General features: G+C 30.8%; 17 protein-coding genes. 6 read left to right on the top strand and 11 right to left on the bottom strand.

What is annotated here, in order from left to right; all coding sequences use genetic code 11:
• Positions 1–41 precede the first annotated feature (41 nt).
• Positions 42–1,100, bottom strand: coding sequence for a branched-chain amino acid aminotransferase (locus ACKTTC_RS11775; protein ID WP_408040027.1), 1,059 nt, complete (start codon positions 1,098–1,100; stop codon positions 42–44).
• Positions 1,101–1,221: 121 nt separating this feature from the next.
• Here ACKTTC_RS11775 and ACKTTC_RS11770 point away from each other — a divergent pair, with 121 nt between their 5' ends.
• The 3 genes from ACKTTC_RS11770 to ACKTTC_RS11760 all read left to right on the top strand — a co-directional run bounded on the left by ACKTTC_RS11770 (position 1,222) and on the right by ACKTTC_RS11760 (position 3,273).
• Complete coding sequence (locus ACKTTC_RS11770; protein WP_408040026.1) at positions 1,222–1,722, top strand: DUF4920 domain-containing protein; 501 nt, start codon at positions 1,222–1,224, stop codon at positions 1,720–1,722.
• 4 nt (positions 1,723–1,726) lie between these two features.
• Positions 1,727–2,383: a tRNA (5-methylaminomethyl-2-thiouridine)(34)-methyltransferase MnmD gene (gene mnmD / locus ACKTTC_RS11765; protein ID WP_408040025.1), complete on the top strand. Its 657-nt coding sequence runs from the start codon at positions 1,727–1,729 to the stop codon at positions 2,381–2,383.
• Between the two features lie 170 nt (positions 2,384–2,553).
• Positions 2,554–3,273: a tRNA1(Val) (adenine(37)-N6)-methyltransferase gene (locus ACKTTC_RS11760; protein ID WP_408040024.1), complete on the top strand. Its 720-nt coding sequence runs from the start codon at positions 2,554–2,556 to the stop codon at positions 3,271–3,273.
• A gap of 76 nt (positions 3,274–3,349) precedes the next feature.
• Here the strand turns inward: ACKTTC_RS11760 and ACKTTC_RS11755 are convergent, their stop codons facing one another.
• From ACKTTC_RS11755 to ACKTTC_RS11725, 7 genes are all read right to left on the bottom strand, one after another.
• Positions 3,350–4,519 carry an aspartyl protease family protein gene (locus tag ACKTTC_RS11755; protein ID WP_408040023.1) on the bottom strand — a complete coding sequence of 390 codons (1,170 nt, stop codon included), beginning with the start codon at positions 4,517–4,519 and terminating at the stop codon, positions 3,350–3,352.
• A gap of 223 nt (positions 4,520–4,742) precedes the next feature.
• On the bottom strand, positions 4,743–4,958 hold the full coding sequence (locus ACKTTC_RS11750) for a hypothetical protein (RefSeq protein ID WP_408040022.1): 216 nt from the start codon (positions 4,956–4,958) through the stop codon (positions 4,743–4,745).
• Positions 4,959–5,065: 107 nt separating this feature from the next.
• Positions 5,066–6,280: an NADH:flavin oxidoreductase/NADH oxidase family protein gene (locus ACKTTC_RS11745; protein ID WP_408040021.1), complete on the bottom strand. Its 1,215-nt coding sequence runs from the start codon at positions 6,278–6,280 to the stop codon at positions 5,066–5,068.
• Between the two features lie 116 nt (positions 6,281–6,396).
• On the bottom strand, positions 6,397–7,017 hold the full coding sequence (locus ACKTTC_RS11740) for an SGNH/GDSL hydrolase family protein (RefSeq protein ID WP_408040020.1): 621 nt from the start codon (positions 7,015–7,017) through the stop codon (positions 6,397–6,399).
• 24 nt (positions 7,018–7,041) lie between these two features.
• Complete coding sequence (locus ACKTTC_RS11735; protein ID WP_408040019.1) at positions 7,042–7,467, bottom strand: hypothetical protein; 426 nt, start codon at positions 7,465–7,467, stop codon at positions 7,042–7,044.
• A gap of 50 nt (positions 7,468–7,517) precedes the next feature.
• On the bottom strand, positions 7,518–8,264 hold the full coding sequence (locus tag ACKTTC_RS11730) for a metallophosphoesterase (RefSeq protein ID WP_408040018.1): 747 nt from the start codon (positions 8,262–8,264) through the stop codon (positions 7,518–7,520).
• A gap of 111 nt (positions 8,265–8,375) precedes the next feature.
• Positions 8,376–9,746, bottom strand: a complete 1,371-nt coding sequence (locus ACKTTC_RS11725; RefSeq protein ID WP_408040017.1) for a saccharopine dehydrogenase family protein — start codon at positions 9,744–9,746, stop codon at positions 8,376–8,378.
• Between the two features lie 81 nt (positions 9,747–9,827).
• Between ACKTTC_RS11725 and ACKTTC_RS11720 the strand changes: the two genes are divergently transcribed.
• From ACKTTC_RS11720 to ade, 3 genes are all read left to right on the top strand, one after another.
• Positions 9,828–10,208 carry a DUF423 domain-containing protein gene (locus ACKTTC_RS11720; protein WP_408040016.1) on the top strand — a complete coding sequence of 127 codons (381 nt, stop codon included), beginning with the start codon at positions 9,828–9,830 and terminating at the stop codon, positions 10,206–10,208.
• An 88-nt stretch (positions 10,209–10,296) separates the two neighbouring features.
• On the top strand, positions 10,297–11,910 hold the full coding sequence (gene pckA / locus ACKTTC_RS11715) for a phosphoenolpyruvate carboxykinase (ATP) (RefSeq protein ID WP_408040015.1): 1,614 nt from the start codon (positions 10,297–10,299) through the stop codon (positions 11,908–11,910).
• Between the two features lie 372 nt (positions 11,911–12,282).
• Complete coding sequence (gene ade, locus ACKTTC_RS11710) at positions 12,283–13,905, top strand: adenine deaminase (RefSeq protein ID WP_408040043.1); 1,623 nt, start codon at positions 12,283–12,285, stop codon at positions 13,903–13,905.
• 66 nt (positions 13,906–13,971) lie between these two features.
• Here the strand turns inward: ade and ACKTTC_RS11705 are convergent, their stop codons facing one another.
• The 3 genes from ACKTTC_RS11705 to ACKTTC_RS11695 form a co-directional block, all read right to left on the bottom strand.
• Complete coding sequence (locus ACKTTC_RS11705; RefSeq protein ID WP_408040014.1) at positions 13,972–14,376, bottom strand: DUF1842 domain-containing protein; 405 nt, start codon at positions 14,374–14,376, stop codon at positions 13,972–13,974.
• 483 nt (positions 14,377–14,859) lie between these two features.
• Entirely contained in the window at positions 14,860–15,606 is a 747-nt protein-coding gene (locus ACKTTC_RS11700; protein ID WP_408040013.1) for a LytR/AlgR family response regulator transcription factor, read from the bottom strand.
• Positions 15,599–17,329: a tetratricopeptide repeat-containing sensor histidine kinase gene (locus ACKTTC_RS11695; protein WP_408040012.1), complete on the bottom strand. Its 1,731-nt coding sequence runs from the start codon at positions 17,327–17,329 to the stop codon at positions 15,599–15,601. The genes ACKTTC_RS11700 and ACKTTC_RS11695 overlap by 8 nt, the downstream gene beginning before the upstream one ends.
• Between the last annotated feature and the right edge of the window lie 137 nt (positions 17,330–17,466).

The raw sequence follows: 17,466 nt of genomic DNA, 5'->3' as shown, positions 1-17,466 counted from the left end.
AATATATGTTAATTTTTAGTTAATCAATTACTTAGAGAAGACTAAATTTTTACTCTCCATCCATAAGGATCCTCAGAGATGTTGTACTGAATATTCATTAACTTTTCTTTGAAGAATGAAGCATATGAATTTTCTACAGTAGGTAATTCATATTCTTTTCCTCCATGGCTAAAACCTAAAATAGGATTGATTACAGTAGCAGTTCCAGAACCAAAAATTTCTTTAAGAGTTCCTTTTCTTGCAGCATCTTTAATTTCTACAACAGAAACACGTCTTACTTCAACCTCAATATTATTGTCTTTAGCTAACTGAATAACAGATTTTCTGGTAACACCATCTAAAATTCTATCATTGTTAGGAGCAGTAAGTAACGTATCTCCAATACGGAAGAAAATATTCATAGTACCTGCTTCTTCTAAGAATTGATGCGAACTTGCATCTGTCCAAATAATTTGCTGATACCCTTTTTCGTGTGCTAATTTCGTTGGATAAAATTGCGCAGCATAGTTTCCTGCAGCTTTTGCAAAACCAACACCACCATCTGCAGCTCTACTATACTTCTCAGAAAAAATTACACGAACCTCTCCAGCATAATAAGCTTGAGCAGGAGAAAGTAAAATCATGAATTTGTATTCTTCAGAAGGAGAAGCAGAAATTGCAGGCTGTGTAGCAATAACAAAAGGTCTTATATACATAGAATTACCAATACCTTTTTTAATCCAATCTTTATCAAGGTTTAATAAAGTAGTAAGTCCATCAAAAAAGTACTCCTTTGGAAACTCTGGAATAGCCAAACGTTCAGATGATTTATTAATTCTAACAAAATTCTCTTCTGGTCTAAATAAGAAAATATCATCATTATCATCCTTGTAAGCCTTCATTCCTTCAAAAACAGCTTGTCCGTAATGAAAAACACGAGCAGAAGGAGAAATAGAAATATCTCCATAAGGCTTAATAACAGGCGTTTGCCATTTGCCGTCTTTGTAGTCACATTCAAACATATAATCGGAAAAAACGGTTCCGAAAACTAAATTATTAAAGTCTACCGAATTAATTTTTGACTGCTTAATTGGTGTGATTTGAATGTCTGAAGAACTCATATAGAAAGATTTGGTTTGCTGCAAAAGTACAAAATAGTGACGAGTTTGCAGTTAGATTATACAGTTTCAAAGTATTGTAAAATTGTATCTTTGTAGTCTCTAATTATTTAATTGTCTTACAATGAAAAACTTACTTATATTATTTTTTGGTTTTATTTTAACATTAACGTCTTGTAAAACTGAAAAAAAAGAAAAAAATGAAGAAAAAGAAACACCAAAAACAGTATTTGTTTCATTTGGAGAAAAAATTTCTGAAGATGGGGCTTTAACAAAAACAGAAGCGTTTGAGAAGTATAATACTTTACAAGTAGGAGATACTGCTTTGGTAAAATTTGCGACTACAATAAACAATGTATGTAAAAAGAAAGGATGCTGGATGAAAGTTCCTGTTTCTGATACAGAAGAGGTAATGGTACGATTTAAAGATTACGGATTTTTTATGCCATTAGATAGCAAGGGAAAAGAAGTAATTGTAGAAGGGAAAGCTTTTGTAAAAGTAACACCAGTAGATGAATTACGTCATTATGCAGAAGATGCTGGGAAGTCTGAAGAAGAAATAGCAAAGATTACAGAACCTAAAAAAGAAATGGCGTTTTTAGCGCACGGAGTTTTATTAAAATAAATAATTGAAGCGAGAAATAATCATAACATCAGATGGCTCTACTACGATTCATCTACCCGATTGGAATGAACAATACCATTCTAAACATGGAGCCATACAAGAAGCTTATCATGTATTTATTAAGAGTGGTTTAGAGCATATTGTTCAAAAAGACATTTCAATTTTAGAAATAGGTTTTGGAACAGGGCTAAATTGTTTTATTACGTATTTAGAATCTGGTACACATCACATAAATTATGTTGGAGTAGAGGCGTTTCCTGTTGCAATAGCAGAAGTTCAGAAACTAAATTATGTTTCAGAATTAAATGCATTAGAAAACGAAGCGGTTTTTAATAAGTTGCATGAAGTTTCTTGGGAAGAAAAACATGAGATAAATCCTCATTTTTCCCTTACTAAGCGAGAACAATTTTTTAAGGATATAGCAGATGAAGCTGCATTCCATTTAATTTATTTTGATGCTTTTGGCGCACGTGTACAACCAGAATTATGGACCGAAGCAATTTTCCAAAAAATGTATACAGCATTAAAGGATAATGGTGTTTTAGTAACTTATGCGGCCAAAGGAAGTGTGCGCAGAGCTATGGAGGCAGTAGGATTTACTGTTGAACGTTTACCTGGCCCACCAGGAAAAAGAGAGATGTTACGAGCAACAAAATCGTAAAATCATTCAAAAAATATTTTGATTTAAAACGTATTACAATGAAATTTCAAAAGCGATTCGGAAATAGAAAAAGAACAAACCCGCAAAGAGGACTAATGTTAATTGTCTTGTTAGTGGTTATTTTGTACTTATTTTTTAATACTGAAAATATATTAGCACGTTTTTTTTAAATGAAACCATTTCAATTTAAAGAGTTTACTGTTTATCAAGAGAAAACAGCGATGAAAATTGGTACAGATGCAGTATTACTAGGAGCTTGGTGTTCCATAGCTAATTATCCAGATACTATTTTAGATGTAGGAGCTGGCACAGGCGTTATTGGGTTAATGTTAGCACAACGAACAGAAGCAATGACTATTGATGCTGTTGAAATTAATGAAGATGCTTACGAGGAAACTGTCGAAAATTTTGAAAGATCCGATTGGGGAGATCGATTATTTTGTTACAATGCTTCTTTTCAGGAATTTGCTGAAGAAATAAAAGAGGAAGAAGAAACATATGAGTTGATTGTTTCTAATCCGCCTTTTTATACAGATGATTATGAAACAGAAGATAAAGCTCGCAACGAAGCTCGATTTACTTCTTCTTTAACTTTCAGGGAATTATTACAAGGAGTTTCTATGACTTTAGCTAGTGAAGGAGTCTTTGCTACAATTATTCCTTATAAGGAGGAGCAAGGTTTTATAGCATTAGCAAAAGAAGTTGGATTATATGTAAACAGAGGTTGCCATGTAAAAGGAAATCCTAATAGCGAAATTAAAAGAAGCTTACTAGAATTTTCGTTTCAGCAAAAAGAAATGGTTGAAGAAACGTTGGTGATAGAAAAAGAAAGACATCAATACACAGATGCGTATATAGAACTTACAAAAGATTTCTACTTGAAGATGTAAGTGAGAATTCTATAGTATAAAAAGAAAAAGGTAAGTATTTAGATACTTACCTTTTTTATTGATTATTGAAAGTGAACTATAATAATCGTTCAAGCTTCAATGTTACTTTTTTTGTTTTTCCTTCAATATCAAGGATTGTTAGAGAAACTGTACTGTTTTCTTTTCTTAAATAGTTTTTATACACTTGAATATTTCCTGAATTATCATTGTTTACAGCAATGAGTTGATCTCCTTTTCTAATGCCTAATTTATAAGCAGGACTCGTTTTTTCTACTTGATACACTATAATAGTTCCTTTGCTTTTTCGAAGGTAAATTCCACTAACTGGAAATTCAAATGATTTATTAAAATTACTATTGGGTTTTAAGTATAGTATAGAAGTAGAATAGTCTAAAATGATATTAAATTTACTAATAACTTCACCACCTAAGATTCCCAAATAATTTTTATAACTACTAACACCGTTTTTATCATGTGCAATATTTACAGCCATCTCACCAAGTTCATATCCACCAATATTCATTGATTTGATAGCAATTTTTTCTGAAGTAGATTCTCCATGTAAATTTTGAGATTTAGAAATAAGACTTTTCTCAACTTTTTTAGATAAATTATTTTCTTTATTAAAAGGAGTATTTATAAGTAATGCTAATGCAGCTCCGCTGTCAAAAAAAACTCTTCCTGTAAAAGAGTCACCATTTCTTAAAGTAATACGAATATCAAATTGAGGAATAGGGAGACCACTTCCAAACTTAAAAGGAATTGCTTTATAGCCTTTAGTAGCTACATTTTCAATTTTATCGAATAGTAGAATTTCATTATTGTCATAATCAATTTTAGTAATGTAATCTTTAAGTAAACTGTAGCCTATAATTCCAACAAAATTCCTTCCCGAACTTCTTAATCTTGTTAAGTCACTAAGAACAAGATGGGTATTTTCTACTGTAATGTTATTGCTAAGCGTTAATTTTTGCGATAGAACAATATCGTAATCTTTTGTGCCTCCGGCACCAGTAGCACTTTGTCTAAAGTTTGCTTCTAAGCCTAAATCTTCAGCAACCTTAGTATCTAATAAATCAGAAGTAGCTCCAGTATCAAAAACAAAAATTCTTTCATTAGGATCATCATTGATTTTTACTTTAACAAACATTAAATCATCTTCTAATTCGAAAGGAATTTTTGCTATTTGTGCATCTAGTCTAAGAATACAGATACATAATAAGAAGGAGTAGATTAATATCCTCATTTTCTTTTACATGTTTTAAATTAATATGAAGCAAACCTATAGAAATAAATATGGTTTTATTGTTATCAAACGCTATTAAATGTTAACTAGTGTTAACCATGTTGCTATAAATAGTATTGAGAGTGGAATAATAATTTTTAAGAGAAAATAAAAGCACCAATACAAATGTATTGATGCCTATATAAATGTAACGAAAGACTTTTATTTAAAAATGTAATTTTTTTTATCTAGATGTTGCACGATTCTTTAACTCATATTTTACGATTAAATAAAGAATTGTGATTGAAAATAAAAAAATACCTAGATAAGAATATCCAATAATAGCAGTACTTGTATCTTGACTTCCAACTAAAAGTGGAAACATGATAACTGAGAATGCTGCAAAAAAACCAAAAATTAAAATTGATATGATTTTACCAATAAAAAGTAATTGCTTCATTTTTTATCATTTTAAATTTGTGGTCAAGTTAATTCTTTAATTGCTGTTTATAGTCGAAAAATATACCAAAGGAAGCATAAACTTTCCGAAACATGAACTTCTATTTATTAGCCTCTTAATTTTTTTTCTAAAATTAACCAGCTGTAACGTAAGAAAACATACCAAGGACTTAGGTTTGGATTAGGAGTTTTACCTTGTCCAAAATGTTTTATTTGTAATTCGTACCAAATTATATTCATAAATCCATCTATTCCTTTTACACCAGTTTTTTTAATTGTAGTAGGAAATGTGGTGTGTTCTTTAGAGAAAAGATCGCGTACTAAGCTAGGATAAATAGCAAAAGGTCTTGCAATTCCTATAACATCAACATTGCCAGATATTACAGCATCTTCCATAACGTTTCCAGATCTAAATCCTCCTGTAAGCATTAAAGGAGTATCTGTGATTTTTCGAGCTTTTTTTATGTACTCTAAAAAGTAAGCTTCTCTTTCTACTGTACTTTTCTTTTGACCTTTTCCCATCATAGCTGGGGCTTCATAAGTTCCGCCAGAGATTTCAATTAAATCGATACCTTCTTTAGATAAAATTTTCACAACTTCCATAGACTCTTCTTCAGAAAAACCACCTTTTTGAAAATCAGCAGAATTTAATTTAATCCCAATAGGGAAATCTGCTCCTACATTTTTTCTGATATTTCGATATACTTCTACAACAAATCGAGCTCTGTTTTCTAAACTTCCTCCCCATTTATCTTCTCTAATGTTTGTATATGGAGATAAAAATTGACTGACTAAATATCCATGTGCTCCATGAATCTGTACACCTGTAAAACCTGCTTCTTTTAAAATAAGTGCAGTACGACCAAAAGCATTAATAATTTCTATAATTTCTTCCTCTTGTAAGGCTCTAGGAATTTTTTTTGTAGCATTTTTTCTTCCACCTGTTTTTAGTGGCACTGCTGAAGGAGCAACTAATTCACTATTTATTTGTTCCATAGCTTGCCTTCCTGGGTGATTAATCTGAGCCCATAAATGCGTATTTGTTCCTTTTATTGTATCGCCCCATTGTTTAAGAATATCAAGGTTTTTTCGATCTTCGATAACTACATTTCTAGGTTCTCCTAATGCAGTTTCATTTACCATTACATTTCCTGTAATTAAAAGTCCAGCACCATCTTCTGCCCAACGTTTATAAGCATTTATTAATGCAGGAGTAGGTTTGTATTGCTTAGTGGCTAAGTTTTCACTCATGGCAGATTTAGCAATACGATTGTGTAAAACAGTTCCATTAGGTAATGTAAGTGATTGTTGTAAGTGTTTCATGTTAGTTTTATATGAGGGATAACGTTTATTTTAATTATAGAACGATACATTAGAATAAAATTCTAAAGTTACTAAGGTAGTGAAATAGTGATTTCTAAAGAGAACTAAATTTATTACTAAAACTTAGCAGATAATACATCTACAATTATTTTAGCAGCGCTTTGACTTCCTTCTAGAGAGGGATGGAATTTATCTTGACTATAATAGCTATAATCATTAGTAGTAGTAAAGTGTTTTTTCCAAACTTTTCCAACGGGAAATAGTATAGCGTTATTTAATTTGGCTGCATCTGTATAGTTTTTTATAACACCATTAAACGTATAATAATAGAGTTGAGCAGGCCAAACCATAAAATAACCTAATTGAGTATTATTTTCTTTACACAGTTTTTGATACTTTTTTCCGTATTCTATAAGCATTTTTCTACCGTCACTTTGGGAAGATGGTCCTTGCTGTAAAATAACAAGATCAAATTTTTTACTAGCTATTAATTTCTGAACTTGTCCATTGTTCCAATGATCTTCAATAGCATAATTAGGATATGCAACCATTTTTGTATGAACAATCATACCTTTTTGTTTTGCTTCTTTAGTAACAAGTTCTGGTAAATTGTTTGAATAAGTAAGACTATTCCCTATAAACAAGATATTAAGTTCTTTTGAGTTTGTTTTTTTCTGACTATGTAAGTATGTATAGCTACTCAATAAAAGAAAGCATAAAAGAAAAAGTTGTCGCATGTTTAGAAAAAAGTTTAGATAACGTTATTTATTATTCGTAACTCTTGTTAAAATTGTAGAGGTAATGCCTTCAAATGTTGTAGGGCGTTTATCAGAAGAAAATGAAGTGCCAAGTTTCATGGTGTTTTCGTCTTTAAATTCGGCGATACATATCATTTTCTTCACAATATTGTCATTTGTATCGTATATAATAAGATCAATTTCTATAGGATTCTTATCTGCATTATAGGTATACATTGATTTAACACTCTTTTTTTTCAGTGTAAAGTTTTTTCCTCCTAAAACGGTGTTACCAGTTTTCATAGTGAAATATCCATCAGATTCAAAAATTAAGTATCCTATTTTTCCTTTATCAGTACCTTTCCATTTACCAACAATATCTATGTTAGTTGTAGTAGATTTAAATGATAGAAAAGGAATAAGTAATAATAAAGTGATGTATTTTTTCATAGAGAAATATAGTTTTAGAACAAGATATACTGTTCTGTAGAATTATTAAGTTAAATTTCTTTTAAAAGTTCTTTTTTGTAACCATTGTAGGCTTCGTCTATATAGCCATGTGGATTGCATATTACTTGCGTAGTTCCGATTTTATAATCTTTTGGCTCATGAATATGTCCATGTATCCATAACTTAGGAGAATAATTTAAAATTAAATCATCAAGATTTGAAGCATAAGCAGCTGAGAGAGGGTGCGATCTTTGTTTTTCTGGTATAGATTTAATACTCGGAGCATGATGTGTAACTACAATATTGGTCTTGTCTTTATGTTGCTCTAAGCTTTTAGATAGCCATCTTACAGATTCGTTATGAATATTGAAAGTATCAATTGTTCTTAGTTTAGAATAAGAAGGATATCGTCTAATCTTTTTATAATCGTTCATTTTTTCTTGACAAATGATACCATATTCTCTTGGATTGCCAAAAAGAGAAAAATCAGTCCATAAAGTTGCTCCATGAAAAACAATATGTTCAATTGCTATAGCTTCGTTTTCAAGAACATGAATGTTAGAATTCTTAGTAAGTTCCTTTATTTTATAAAGCACTTTTGGGTAAGTACCTTTATAATATTCATGATTTCCTAATACATGAATAACAGGTTTTTGTTGAATTGTTTCTTTAATCCATTGAATACCTTTTATTCCTATATTAATATCTCCAGCAAGAACAACGACATCTGCATTATCAAATGTTAAATTGGTTTTTCCAAACTCTTGATGCAGGTCACTAATGATTTGAATTTTCATATTTCGAGTAAAACTTTTTCTATTAGCAATTGTTTTAAAAAGTAAAAATGGCAAATACTTTGCTGTTTAAAAAAAGTATTTGCCATTTTATTATTAATAGGGTTATAGTAATTACCCTATTACAGCCTCAGGATTGTAGCCTAAATAAGGGACTTTTTTTTCTATAAAGTGAATTCCATATTCTTGTAATTCCTTTAAAATAGGTTCGTATACTTCTTTATGAATTGGTAATTGAACTCCAGATGTAGTTATTTCTTTATTTAGAATTCTCAAGGTAGCCATTGCTACAGGTAATCCAACAGTTTTAGCCATAGCAGTGTATGTTTGATCATCGCCTTTAATAATCATACTACTTTCTATCTGATGTTTTCCTTGTTTATCTTGATAACCAAACTTATGATGCATTACAATCATGTCTTTATCTTCAGAAGCTAAAGTCCAAGAATCCATTAATATTTTTTGTAAAATTTGGGCTGGAGTAGCATTTTTTAAACCAACTTTTTTTGTGTCGTTAAAAATATCTAACTCTAAAAATTTCTCCCACATTAGATCATCTTGATCAATTTTTAAATAAGATCGAAACTTTAACTCAACAGAATCTGAAGGTGAATAGGCTAAGAAAGAATTTGTAAAGTCTCTATAACTCATATTTTCAGAGTTCTCAATAGTATAGCTATCATCAGTCATCCCTAATTGAACAAACACATTCCAAGCCCTAGAAAAACCAACTTTACGAACTGTTCCACGGTACATCGTAGGAATATCCTCTAAGCCATAAATACTTCTATATTTTAAAGAATCTCTATTGGCATAAGCTTCAAATTTTCCGCTTCCATTAATGGTTAAAAACTCTGTTCTTCTAAATAATTTATGGTACGGAATATACTTATATGCTCCTTCTTGAATAAATTTAGAAGCACCTCCTTGTCCAGCCAACACAACATTTCGTGGATTCCATGTAAACTTATAATTCCATAAGTTGGTATCACTTTCAGGAGCTACTAAACCACCACAAAAAGATTCAAATAATAACATTTTTCCGCCATTTTCGCGAATTTTATTAATTACTTCCATGGCACTCATATGATCTATTCCAGGATCTAATCCTATTTCGTTCATAAAAACCAACCCTTTTTCCTTTGCAGCAGCATCTAAAGCTTGCATCTCTTTTGAAATATAAGAAGCAGTAACCATGTGTTTACCAAACTCAAGACAATTCTTTGCTACTTCAATATGCAAGTGCGCAGGCAACATAGAAATAACAATATCCGATTGTTGGATAGCATTTTTTCTACTCTCGTCATTAAAAACATCCAACGCTATAGCTGAAGCATTTGGGTGATTGTTCGTTTTTTCTTGTGCGTTTTGTATAGAAAGATCACCAATAGTGATATGTAAATTTTCTTCAGTAGATTTATCTAATAAATATTTTATCAACGAGGAGCTAGATCTACCTGCTCCTATAATTAGTATGTTTCTCATGAAATTAAGTAGTAAATTTGTAATGTTTTAAATTCAACAATAAAACATCAAAAAGTTTAATTTATAACAAATATAGTAATAATGTATAAGAATTTAACAATAATTGCTCTTTTAGGAGCAATTACAATTATTTTAGGAGCTTTTGGAGCACATACTTTTAAAGCACAATTATCTCCATCTGCATTCGATAGTTTTGAAACGGCTGTTCGTTATCAGATGTATCATGTTTTAGTACTGCTCGCAATAAATTTACATAATGGGTTTTCAGAACAATTTAAGAGAAAAAGTACTTATATATTTATGATAGGAATCTTATTTTTTTCTGGATCTATTTACGCAATACAATTAGTAAATGTACCAGCAAAATACATTTGGCCAATTACGCCATTAGGAGGAACAATACTAATCGTAGGATGGTTTCAATTGTTTTACGAATTCCTTAAAAAAGCACGCGGTAAATAAAATGTTGATAAAAAATATTCGAGGATCAGCAGTTTAAACAAAAAGGTTTATTTTTGTCGCAAATAAAACACAACTAAAAAAGATAGAGATGACAAATCTTGAAACGAAAACGATTTCGTTGGACGCATTAGGAATAAAGAGTTCTACGGTTCGTTATCAGTTAACTTCTGAAGAATTACAGAATTTAACTATAGCAAAAGGTCAAGGAAAAGAATCTGCATTTGGAGCATTAGCTGTTAATACTGGAGAATTCACAGGAAGATCGCCTAAGGACAGATTTATAGTAAAAGACGAAATCACTAAAGATGAGATTTGGTGGGGGGATATTAACATACCTTTTGATAGTGATAAATTTGATAAGTTATACGAAAAAGTAACAGCTTATTTATCAGATAAAGAAGTGTTTGTTAGAGATAGTTACGCATGTGCAGACGATAACTACAGATTAAACATTAGAGTTGTAAATGAATATCCATGGAGTAACATGTTTGCTTATAATATGTTTTTACGTCCAACTGCAGAAGAGTTAAAAAGCTTTACTCCAGAATGGACTGTAATTAACGCTCCTGGTTTTATGGCAAATCCAGAAGAAGATGGAACACGTCAACACAATTTTGCAATACTTAACTTTTCTAGAAAAGTAGCTTTAATTGGAGGAACTGGATATACTGGAGAAATTAAAAAAGGAATTTTTTCTGCTTTAAACTTTATTTTACCGGTATACAAAAATACACTACCAATGCACTGTTCTTCAAACATTGGTAAAGATGGAGATACGGCTATTTTCTTTGGACTTTCTGGAACAGGAAAAACAACATTATCTACAGATCCAAATAGAAGCTTAATTGGAGACGATGAGCATGGTTGGACTTCAGAGAATACGGTATTTAACTTTGAAGGTGGTTGTTACGCAAAAGTAATTGACTTATCTAAAGAAAAAGAGCCAGAAATCTATGGTGCAATTAAGAAAGGAGCAATCCTTGAGAATGTAATTATGGATGATAAAGGAAATGTAGATTTCCATGATACAAGTATTACACAAAATACACGTGTAAGTTATCCTATTTTCCATATCGAAAATATTCAAGTTCCTTCTATAGGAAAGAACCCTAAAAATATTTTCTTTTTAACAGCAGATGCATTTGGAGTATTGCCTCCAATCTCTAAGTTAACACCAGGACAAGCGGCTTACCACTTTATTTCTGGATATACAGCAAAAGTTGCAGGTACAGAAGCTGGAATTAATGAGCCATTGCCAAGTTTCTCAGCATGTTTTGGTGCACCATTTATGCCATTACATCCAACGCGTTACGCTGAAATGTTAAGCAAGAAAATGAAAGAAACAGGTGTGAACGTTTGGTTAGTAAATACAGGATGGTTTGCAGGACCTTATGGTGTTGGAGATAGAATGAAATTGAAATATACGCGTGCAATGATTAATGCTGCGTTAACTGGAGGTTTACCAGAAGAAATTACACATGAAAACTACCACATACATTCTGTATTTGGTTTAGCACAACCAAGGCAATGTCCAGGAGTACCTTCAGAATTATTAAGCCAACGTCAAGCGTGGAATAATGATGAAGGATATTATGAAACAGCACATAAATTAGCAGATTCATTCAGAGAAAATTTTAAGAAGTTTGAAGAATATGCAAATGAAGAGATATTGGCTGGTGGACCACCAATTATCAAAAAATAAAAACAATTGAAAAGCATCCTTTTAAGGATGCTTTTTTTATGGAAAAGATTTCAAAAAAAATACCATTAAGAGATGGATTCTTCATTGTGTTCAGAATGACAATTACTGCGTCATTGCAATTGAGGAACGAAAGAAGCAGTTTGTTTTCAATATAGAGATTACTTCAACCTTTCAGGCTTCGTAATGACGTGATTTTTCAGAAGGAGAATTACTGCGTCATTGCGATTGAGGAACGAAAGAAGCAATCTATTTTTCGATATAAAGATTTTTTAGTCGTATGGACTCTTTAGGATAAGATAATTTTCAGCAAATTGAAAAAGACTAAAAGAGTTCGGTAAATACTATTTATTTTTGCGAAATAAATTAAAGAATATGGTGGTACAAGGAAATATTGTAGATATAATAAATAAGAGAATTTTTAAAGGTGAAGTTGAAGTTGAAGGAGGAAAAGTAAAAGCTATTAGAGAAGCAAATCATACTATTGAAAATTATATACTTCCAGGTTTTGTAGATGCACATATTCACATTGAAAGTTCTATGCTTGTTCCTTCTGAATTTGCTAAAGTAGCAGTATTACATGGTACAGTAGCAACAGTATCTGATCCACACGAAATCGCAAATGTATTAGGTGTAGCGGGTGTAGATTTTATGATTGAAAACGGGAAAAAAGTTCCGTTGAAATTTAATTTTGGTGCGCCTTCTTGCGTGCCAGCAACTTCTTTTGAAAGTGCAGGAGCAGTTATCGATTCAGATGATATTAAAAAAATGCTAGAGAATCCAGATATTAAATATCTAGCAGAAATGATGAATTATCCGGGAGTTATTTATAAAGATGAAGAGGTGTTAAAGAAAATAGCTTGGGCTAAACATTATAATAAATCCGTAGATGGGCATGCTCCAGGAGTAAGAGGAGAAGATTTAGACGCTTATATCGCTGCAGGAATTTATACAGATCATGAATGTTTTACTTATGAAGAAGCATTAGAAAAGCTTCAAAAAGGAATGAAAGTGATTGTGAGAGAAGGAAGTGCCGCGAAAAACTTTGAAGCATTAATCGATTTATTACCTGAGCATTATGAGCGTATGATGTTTTGTTCAGACGACAAACATCCAGATGATTTATTAGTAGGACATATCAATCAATTATGCGAGCGTGCAGTAGCAAAGGGAATTGATGTGTTTAAAGTATTACAAGCTGCTTGTATAAATCCAGTAAAACATTACAATTTAGATGTAGGATTGCTAGAAGAAGGAGATGAAGCGGATTTTATAGTTGTAGATAGTTTAGAAAAATTTAATGTATTACAAACGTATATAAATGGTGAATTGGTAGCGGATAAAGGAACTTCTTTTGTGCAGCCAGTAGCATTTGAAGTGTTAAATAATTTCGATACAGATAAAAAGAAGATCGCAGATTTTGAATTTCACTCAGCATCAGAAAAAATACGTGTAATTGAAGCTTTAGATGGAGAGTTGGTAACCAATGAAATTGAAGCAAACTCTCTATTAAAAGAAGGTAATTTAGTTTCAGATGTAGCAAACGATATTTTAAAAATGACGGTAGTCAATCGTTATAAAAATGCTGAGCCATCAATTGCTTTTATTAAAAACTTTGGTTTAAAAGAAGGTGCAATTGCAAGTTCCGTAGGACACGATTCTCATAATATTATTGCGGTAGGAGCTTCTGATGAAATGATTTGCAAAGCGGTAAATCTTTTAATAGAAAATAAAGGAGGAATCTGTGCAGTTACTGAAACTGATAGTAAAGTAGTAGCCTTACCTGTGGCTGGAATTATGAGTGATAAACCTGCAACTGAAATTGGAAAAGCTTATGCAGAATTAGATGCAATGGCAAAAAAGCTAGGAAGCACTTTAAGAGCACCTTATATGACATTATCTTTTATGGCATTATTGGTAATTCCAGCTTTAAAACTATCAGATAAAGGATTATTTGATGGAAATACATTTAAGTTTACCTCTTTAGAGGTTAAGTAATTTAGACTTAGAAATTATACTATAAAAAAGCACAACATTACGTTGTGCTTTTTTTGCAATAGATTTTTATTTAGCTGAATCTAATTTGAAAATAGATCCTTGTACATCTACATCACCATGATGTTTTCCTAAGAATGTAAATCCACCTTTACCACTCCAATCTGCCTTTAATGCCATATTTGCTTCAAAATGAAGTCTTAATGGAGTTAAAGGATTGCTATTTGGAATATTTCCAGTAATGTTGATTAAGCGAACAATATCTCCATATCCAGCAGGATACGTAGTTCCTGAAACTTTACCTGAATAACTTTTTTTAGTAGCTCCATCTGTAATAGTTATATTACCTGTTACAGTATGCTTATCTGCATCTACTAATAATGAAAATTCAACCATTGTTCCTAATGGATTTGTAAGAAATCCCATTGAACCTTTGAAATAAACTGTTTCTGTTGCTAAAGCTGTAGTTGCCATAATTTTTATGTTTTTGGTTAGTATTTTGATGTAAAATTACCAGAGAAGAAGCGTTCATCTTTTTTTAATGGAATAAGACAGGTTTTCTTATCCATAAAAAAATAAAAAAGTGGAATAAAAGATATTGTAGTTGAAGAGATGAAAAAACAAAAAGACTCAGATTGTTATTTAGGAGAGGCACCTGAGATTCTTAGAAAACCGCTCAACATAATAAAACAGTTATTTTAAACTAAATCGATTTAGGTATCAGTTTTATCACTCAAAGCTTGTGAAATAAGCTGTCATTGCGAAAAAAATAGAATATAATGGAGTTTTTTGCGGCAATCTGTTGAAAAAGAGTAAAATGATTTTAGCTATAAGACATCGTAGTAACATAATTCTTTGATTTACATATGTCTAAAAAGAATTTTCATGTTAAATTAAAAAAGCCTATCAAAACTGTATTATTGCTTTAATAGGCAGTGATTATATATTTTTACACGATTACTTCAACGTGCGAAAGCGCTTAATAATTTCCTTATAACGCTCACTTAAAGTGACTTTATGATTTTCCTGCAATAAAATAAGATTATCAGATGGAACAATTTCTGTGATTTTTTCAATGTTTACAATAAAATTACGATGTGTTCTGCAAAAGACATTGTTATCTAGGAGTTGTAAAATCTTTTTCAATGAAATTAAAATGACGAACTTTTCTTTAGAAGTAATAATATTACAATACTTTTCTTCAACTTCTATGTAGATAATGTCGGCTAATAATACCTTTTTTAACGATTTTCCTTTTTTAATAAATAAGTAATTATCGCTAATTACAGTATCTTCTTCATCAGTAAAGAAAACATCTGTTTGTTCGTAAAATTTTTCGATTGCCATTTCAATTGCATACAAAACCTCTAATTCATTAAAAGGTTTTAACAAAAAACTAAACGGTTTGGTAAGTTTTGCGCGTTCAAAAATAGTACGATCGGTAGAGCTTGTTAAAAAAACAAAAGGTTTAGAAGCTTCAGGAACAGTATTAATAGTTTCTGCAAAGGTAATTCCGTCTGGAACTCCGTCTAAGAAGATATCAATAATAACTAAATCAACCTTAACCTGATAGAATAATGTGAGTGCTTCTTTAAAACTTCTCGCAATTCCAGATACAGTATACTGGTTGTCTGTTAGTGTTTTAACTAATTTATCACTTTCTTCGGGGGTGTCTTCAATGATTAAAATGTGAATGTTATCCATTGAGGGGTGTTTTAGGTAAAGATACAATCATTTTTGTACCTTTTCCTAATTCACTTTCAATACTAAATTTTCCATTGTTTTTTTGAATCATAGATTTTACTAAACTTAAACCTAATCCGGTACCAAGAACATCCTCATGCTCTTTCTTATGTAGTAATGCAGAATCTTTTAGTAATTCTAATCGAGTATCTTCACTCATTCCTAAACCAGTATCTTCTACGACTAAATCCCAATAACTATCAGATTCTTGTGTATGTATAGTTATTGATCCTTCAGGTTTTGAAAATTTAATGGCGTTGTCTAATAAATTACGCAATACAATCTTTAAAGATTCCTGATCAATAGCAACGATAGCTTTTTTAGATACGTTATTTTCAAAATGTATTGCTTTTTCAAGAAGAAGAGCTTTGTAGTTATAGCTAACGTGTTCTACAAGAATAAATAAACGATGGTTTTCTATATGGAAATATCCGCCATTGGTTTGTAATAATGCCCAATTCAGTAAGTTGTCTAATAAACCGTACGCGCCGTTTACAATACCACTATTTTTTTGTAATAAATGTTCTAGCGCATTTATGTTTTTAGATTGTAAATTATCTAATAATACAGTATTACTCGATTTTAAAGCATTTACAGAAGAACGTAAATCATGACTTACAATAGAAAAAAGTTTGTCTTTGGTAGCGTTTAATTCATCTAAAGTTTCTTTTTGTTTGGCAATAATTTTATTCGTTTTTACCTTTTCTCTAAAGAAATAAGCACCAATGCCTAAAAATAAAAGTAAACCAATAGCAGAATACAAAAAGATGTTACGTTGGGTTTCTTTTAACTCATTTTCAACCTGTAATAAATCTACTTCTTGTTGTTTTTCTTTAACAGCGAATTCTTTTTCTTTTTGAGCAACTTCGTAAATTCTATTTTGATTATTTAAGGAGTCATTCCATTTTTTATATTCTTTTATATATTTCAAAGCAGCAGCCAAATTATTTCTTCTTTCTTCTATAGCAGACATATTGAATGCTGTATTGCGCTTTGTTCTAAAATCATTTGTATGTTTTGATAAGTCATATGCTTTTTTAAAAAAGTCTATACCTAATTCCTTTTTATCTTGTCGGTAATATAGGTTTGCTAAATTCATATACCCTATAATCAATTTAGAAGTATCCTTAACTTTCTCTTGAATTTTTAAAGTTTTAATAAGGTAAGGTTCAGCTTCATTATATTTTGTTAATAAAAGATAGCATAAACCGATATTCTGAAGAACACTTGTTTTTTTAATTCCAAGTAAGTCTTTTTCTTGAATGTTTTCAATCTGTTGTAAATAAGTAATGGCTTGCTTATAGTTTCTCTGTTGCATTTCGCATGTTCCAATATACATGTTTGCATGAGGATGAAATACAAAATCTTTTGTTATAAAAGATAGCTCTCTTTTCGCTTCATTATAAACTCCTTTTTTTCTAAAGCTTTCGCCTCTAAAAAGATGGTAGTAATTTTTTAATTCGCCTAAATTTTGTTTTTTTAATTGCTTGGCAGTGTTAACTAAAGTAGAGTCCCATTGCTTTTCAAAGAAAAAAGTTTTTATTTTCTTAAATTCAGAATTCTTATCATATTTATTACTTTTTTCTTCAATTGCTTTTTGAAATGGAGATTTTTCTTGGGAAACAATAGATCGGTGAAAAAAAAGGAATATAAAAAGGAAGCTTAGAATATGTTTTTGATGCATTTCTATCTAATTTAGAGAATGCTAACATACTAATTAAAAGTGGAAAAGACTAATAATGGAAATTGATGTTATAAAGAAAGAAAGTAGCTAATTATGTACTAAACTTGGTTTCTATAATACAGATGTAGAAACCAAGT

Origin of the sequence: Tenacibaculum amylolyticum, from assembly GCF_964511145.1 — a bacterium.
In the GTDB taxonomy this organism is placed as follows: Bacteria; Bacteroidota; Bacteroidia; order Flavobacteriales; family Flavobacteriaceae; genus Polaribacter; species Polaribacter amylolyticum.
Note: the sequence above shows the minus strand (reverse complement) of the source record. Positions and strands in the feature narration are given on the sequence as shown.

What these genes read in the sequence shown, in the direction of transcription:
- ACKTTC_RS11735 (WP_408040019.1), bottom strand. Translation starts at nt 7,467, where the DNA reads ATGAAAAAATACATCACTTTATTATTACTTATTCCTTTTCTATCATTT.
- ACKTTC_RS11730 (WP_408040018.1), bottom strand. Translation starts at nt 8,264, where the DNA reads ATGAAAATTCAAATCATTAGTGACCTGCATCAAGAGTTTGGAAAAACC.
- pckA (WP_408040015.1), top strand. Translation starts at nt 10,297, where the DNA reads ATGACAAATCTTGAAACGAAAACGATTTCGTTGGACGCATTAGGAATA.
- ACKTTC_RS11695 (WP_408040012.1), bottom strand. Translation starts at nt 17,329, where the DNA reads ATGCATCAAAAACATATTCTAAGCTTCCTTTTTATATTCCTTTTTTTT.
- ade (WP_408040043.1), top strand. Translation starts at nt 12,283, where the DNA reads ATGGTGGTACAAGGAAATATTGTAGATATAATAAATAAGAGAATTTTT.
- ACKTTC_RS11745 (WP_408040021.1), bottom strand. Translation starts at nt 6,280, where the DNA reads ATGAAACACTTACAACAATCACTTACATTACCTAATGGAACTGTTTTA.
- ACKTTC_RS11720 (WP_408040016.1), top strand. Translation starts at nt 9,828, where the DNA reads ATGTATAAGAATTTAACAATAATTGCTCTTTTAGGAGCAATTACAATT.
- ACKTTC_RS11725 (WP_408040017.1), bottom strand. Translation starts at nt 9,746, where the DNA reads ATGAGAAACATACTAATTATAGGAGCAGGTAGATCTAGCTCCTCGTTG.
- ACKTTC_RS11750 (WP_408040022.1), bottom strand. Translation starts at nt 4,958, where the DNA reads ATGAAGCAATTACTTTTTATTGGTAAAATCATATCAATTTTAATTTTT.
- ACKTTC_RS11775 (WP_408040027.1), bottom strand. Translation starts at nt 1,100, where the DNA reads ATGAGTTCTTCAGACATTCAAATCACACCAATTAAGCAGTCAAAAATT.
- ACKTTC_RS11760 (WP_408040024.1), top strand. Translation starts at nt 2,554, where the DNA reads ATGAAACCATTTCAATTTAAAGAGTTTACTGTTTATCAAGAGAAAACA.
- ACKTTC_RS11700 (WP_408040013.1), bottom strand. Translation starts at nt 15,606, where the DNA reads ATGGATAACATTCACATTTTAATCATTGAAGACACCCCCGAAGAAAGT.
- ACKTTC_RS11770 (WP_408040026.1), top strand. Translation starts at nt 1,222, where the DNA reads ATGAAAAACTTACTTATATTATTTTTTGGTTTTATTTTAACATTAACG.
- ACKTTC_RS11740 (WP_408040020.1), bottom strand. Translation starts at nt 7,017, where the DNA reads ATGCGACAACTTTTTCTTTTATGCTTTCTTTTATTGAGTAGCTATACA.
- ACKTTC_RS11705 (WP_408040014.1), bottom strand. Translation starts at nt 14,376, where the DNA reads ATGGCAACTACAGCTTTAGCAACAGAAACAGTTTATTTCAAAGGTTCA.
- ACKTTC_RS11755 (WP_408040023.1), bottom strand. Translation starts at nt 4,519, where the DNA reads ATGAGGATATTAATCTACTCCTTCTTATTATGTATCTGTATTCTTAGA.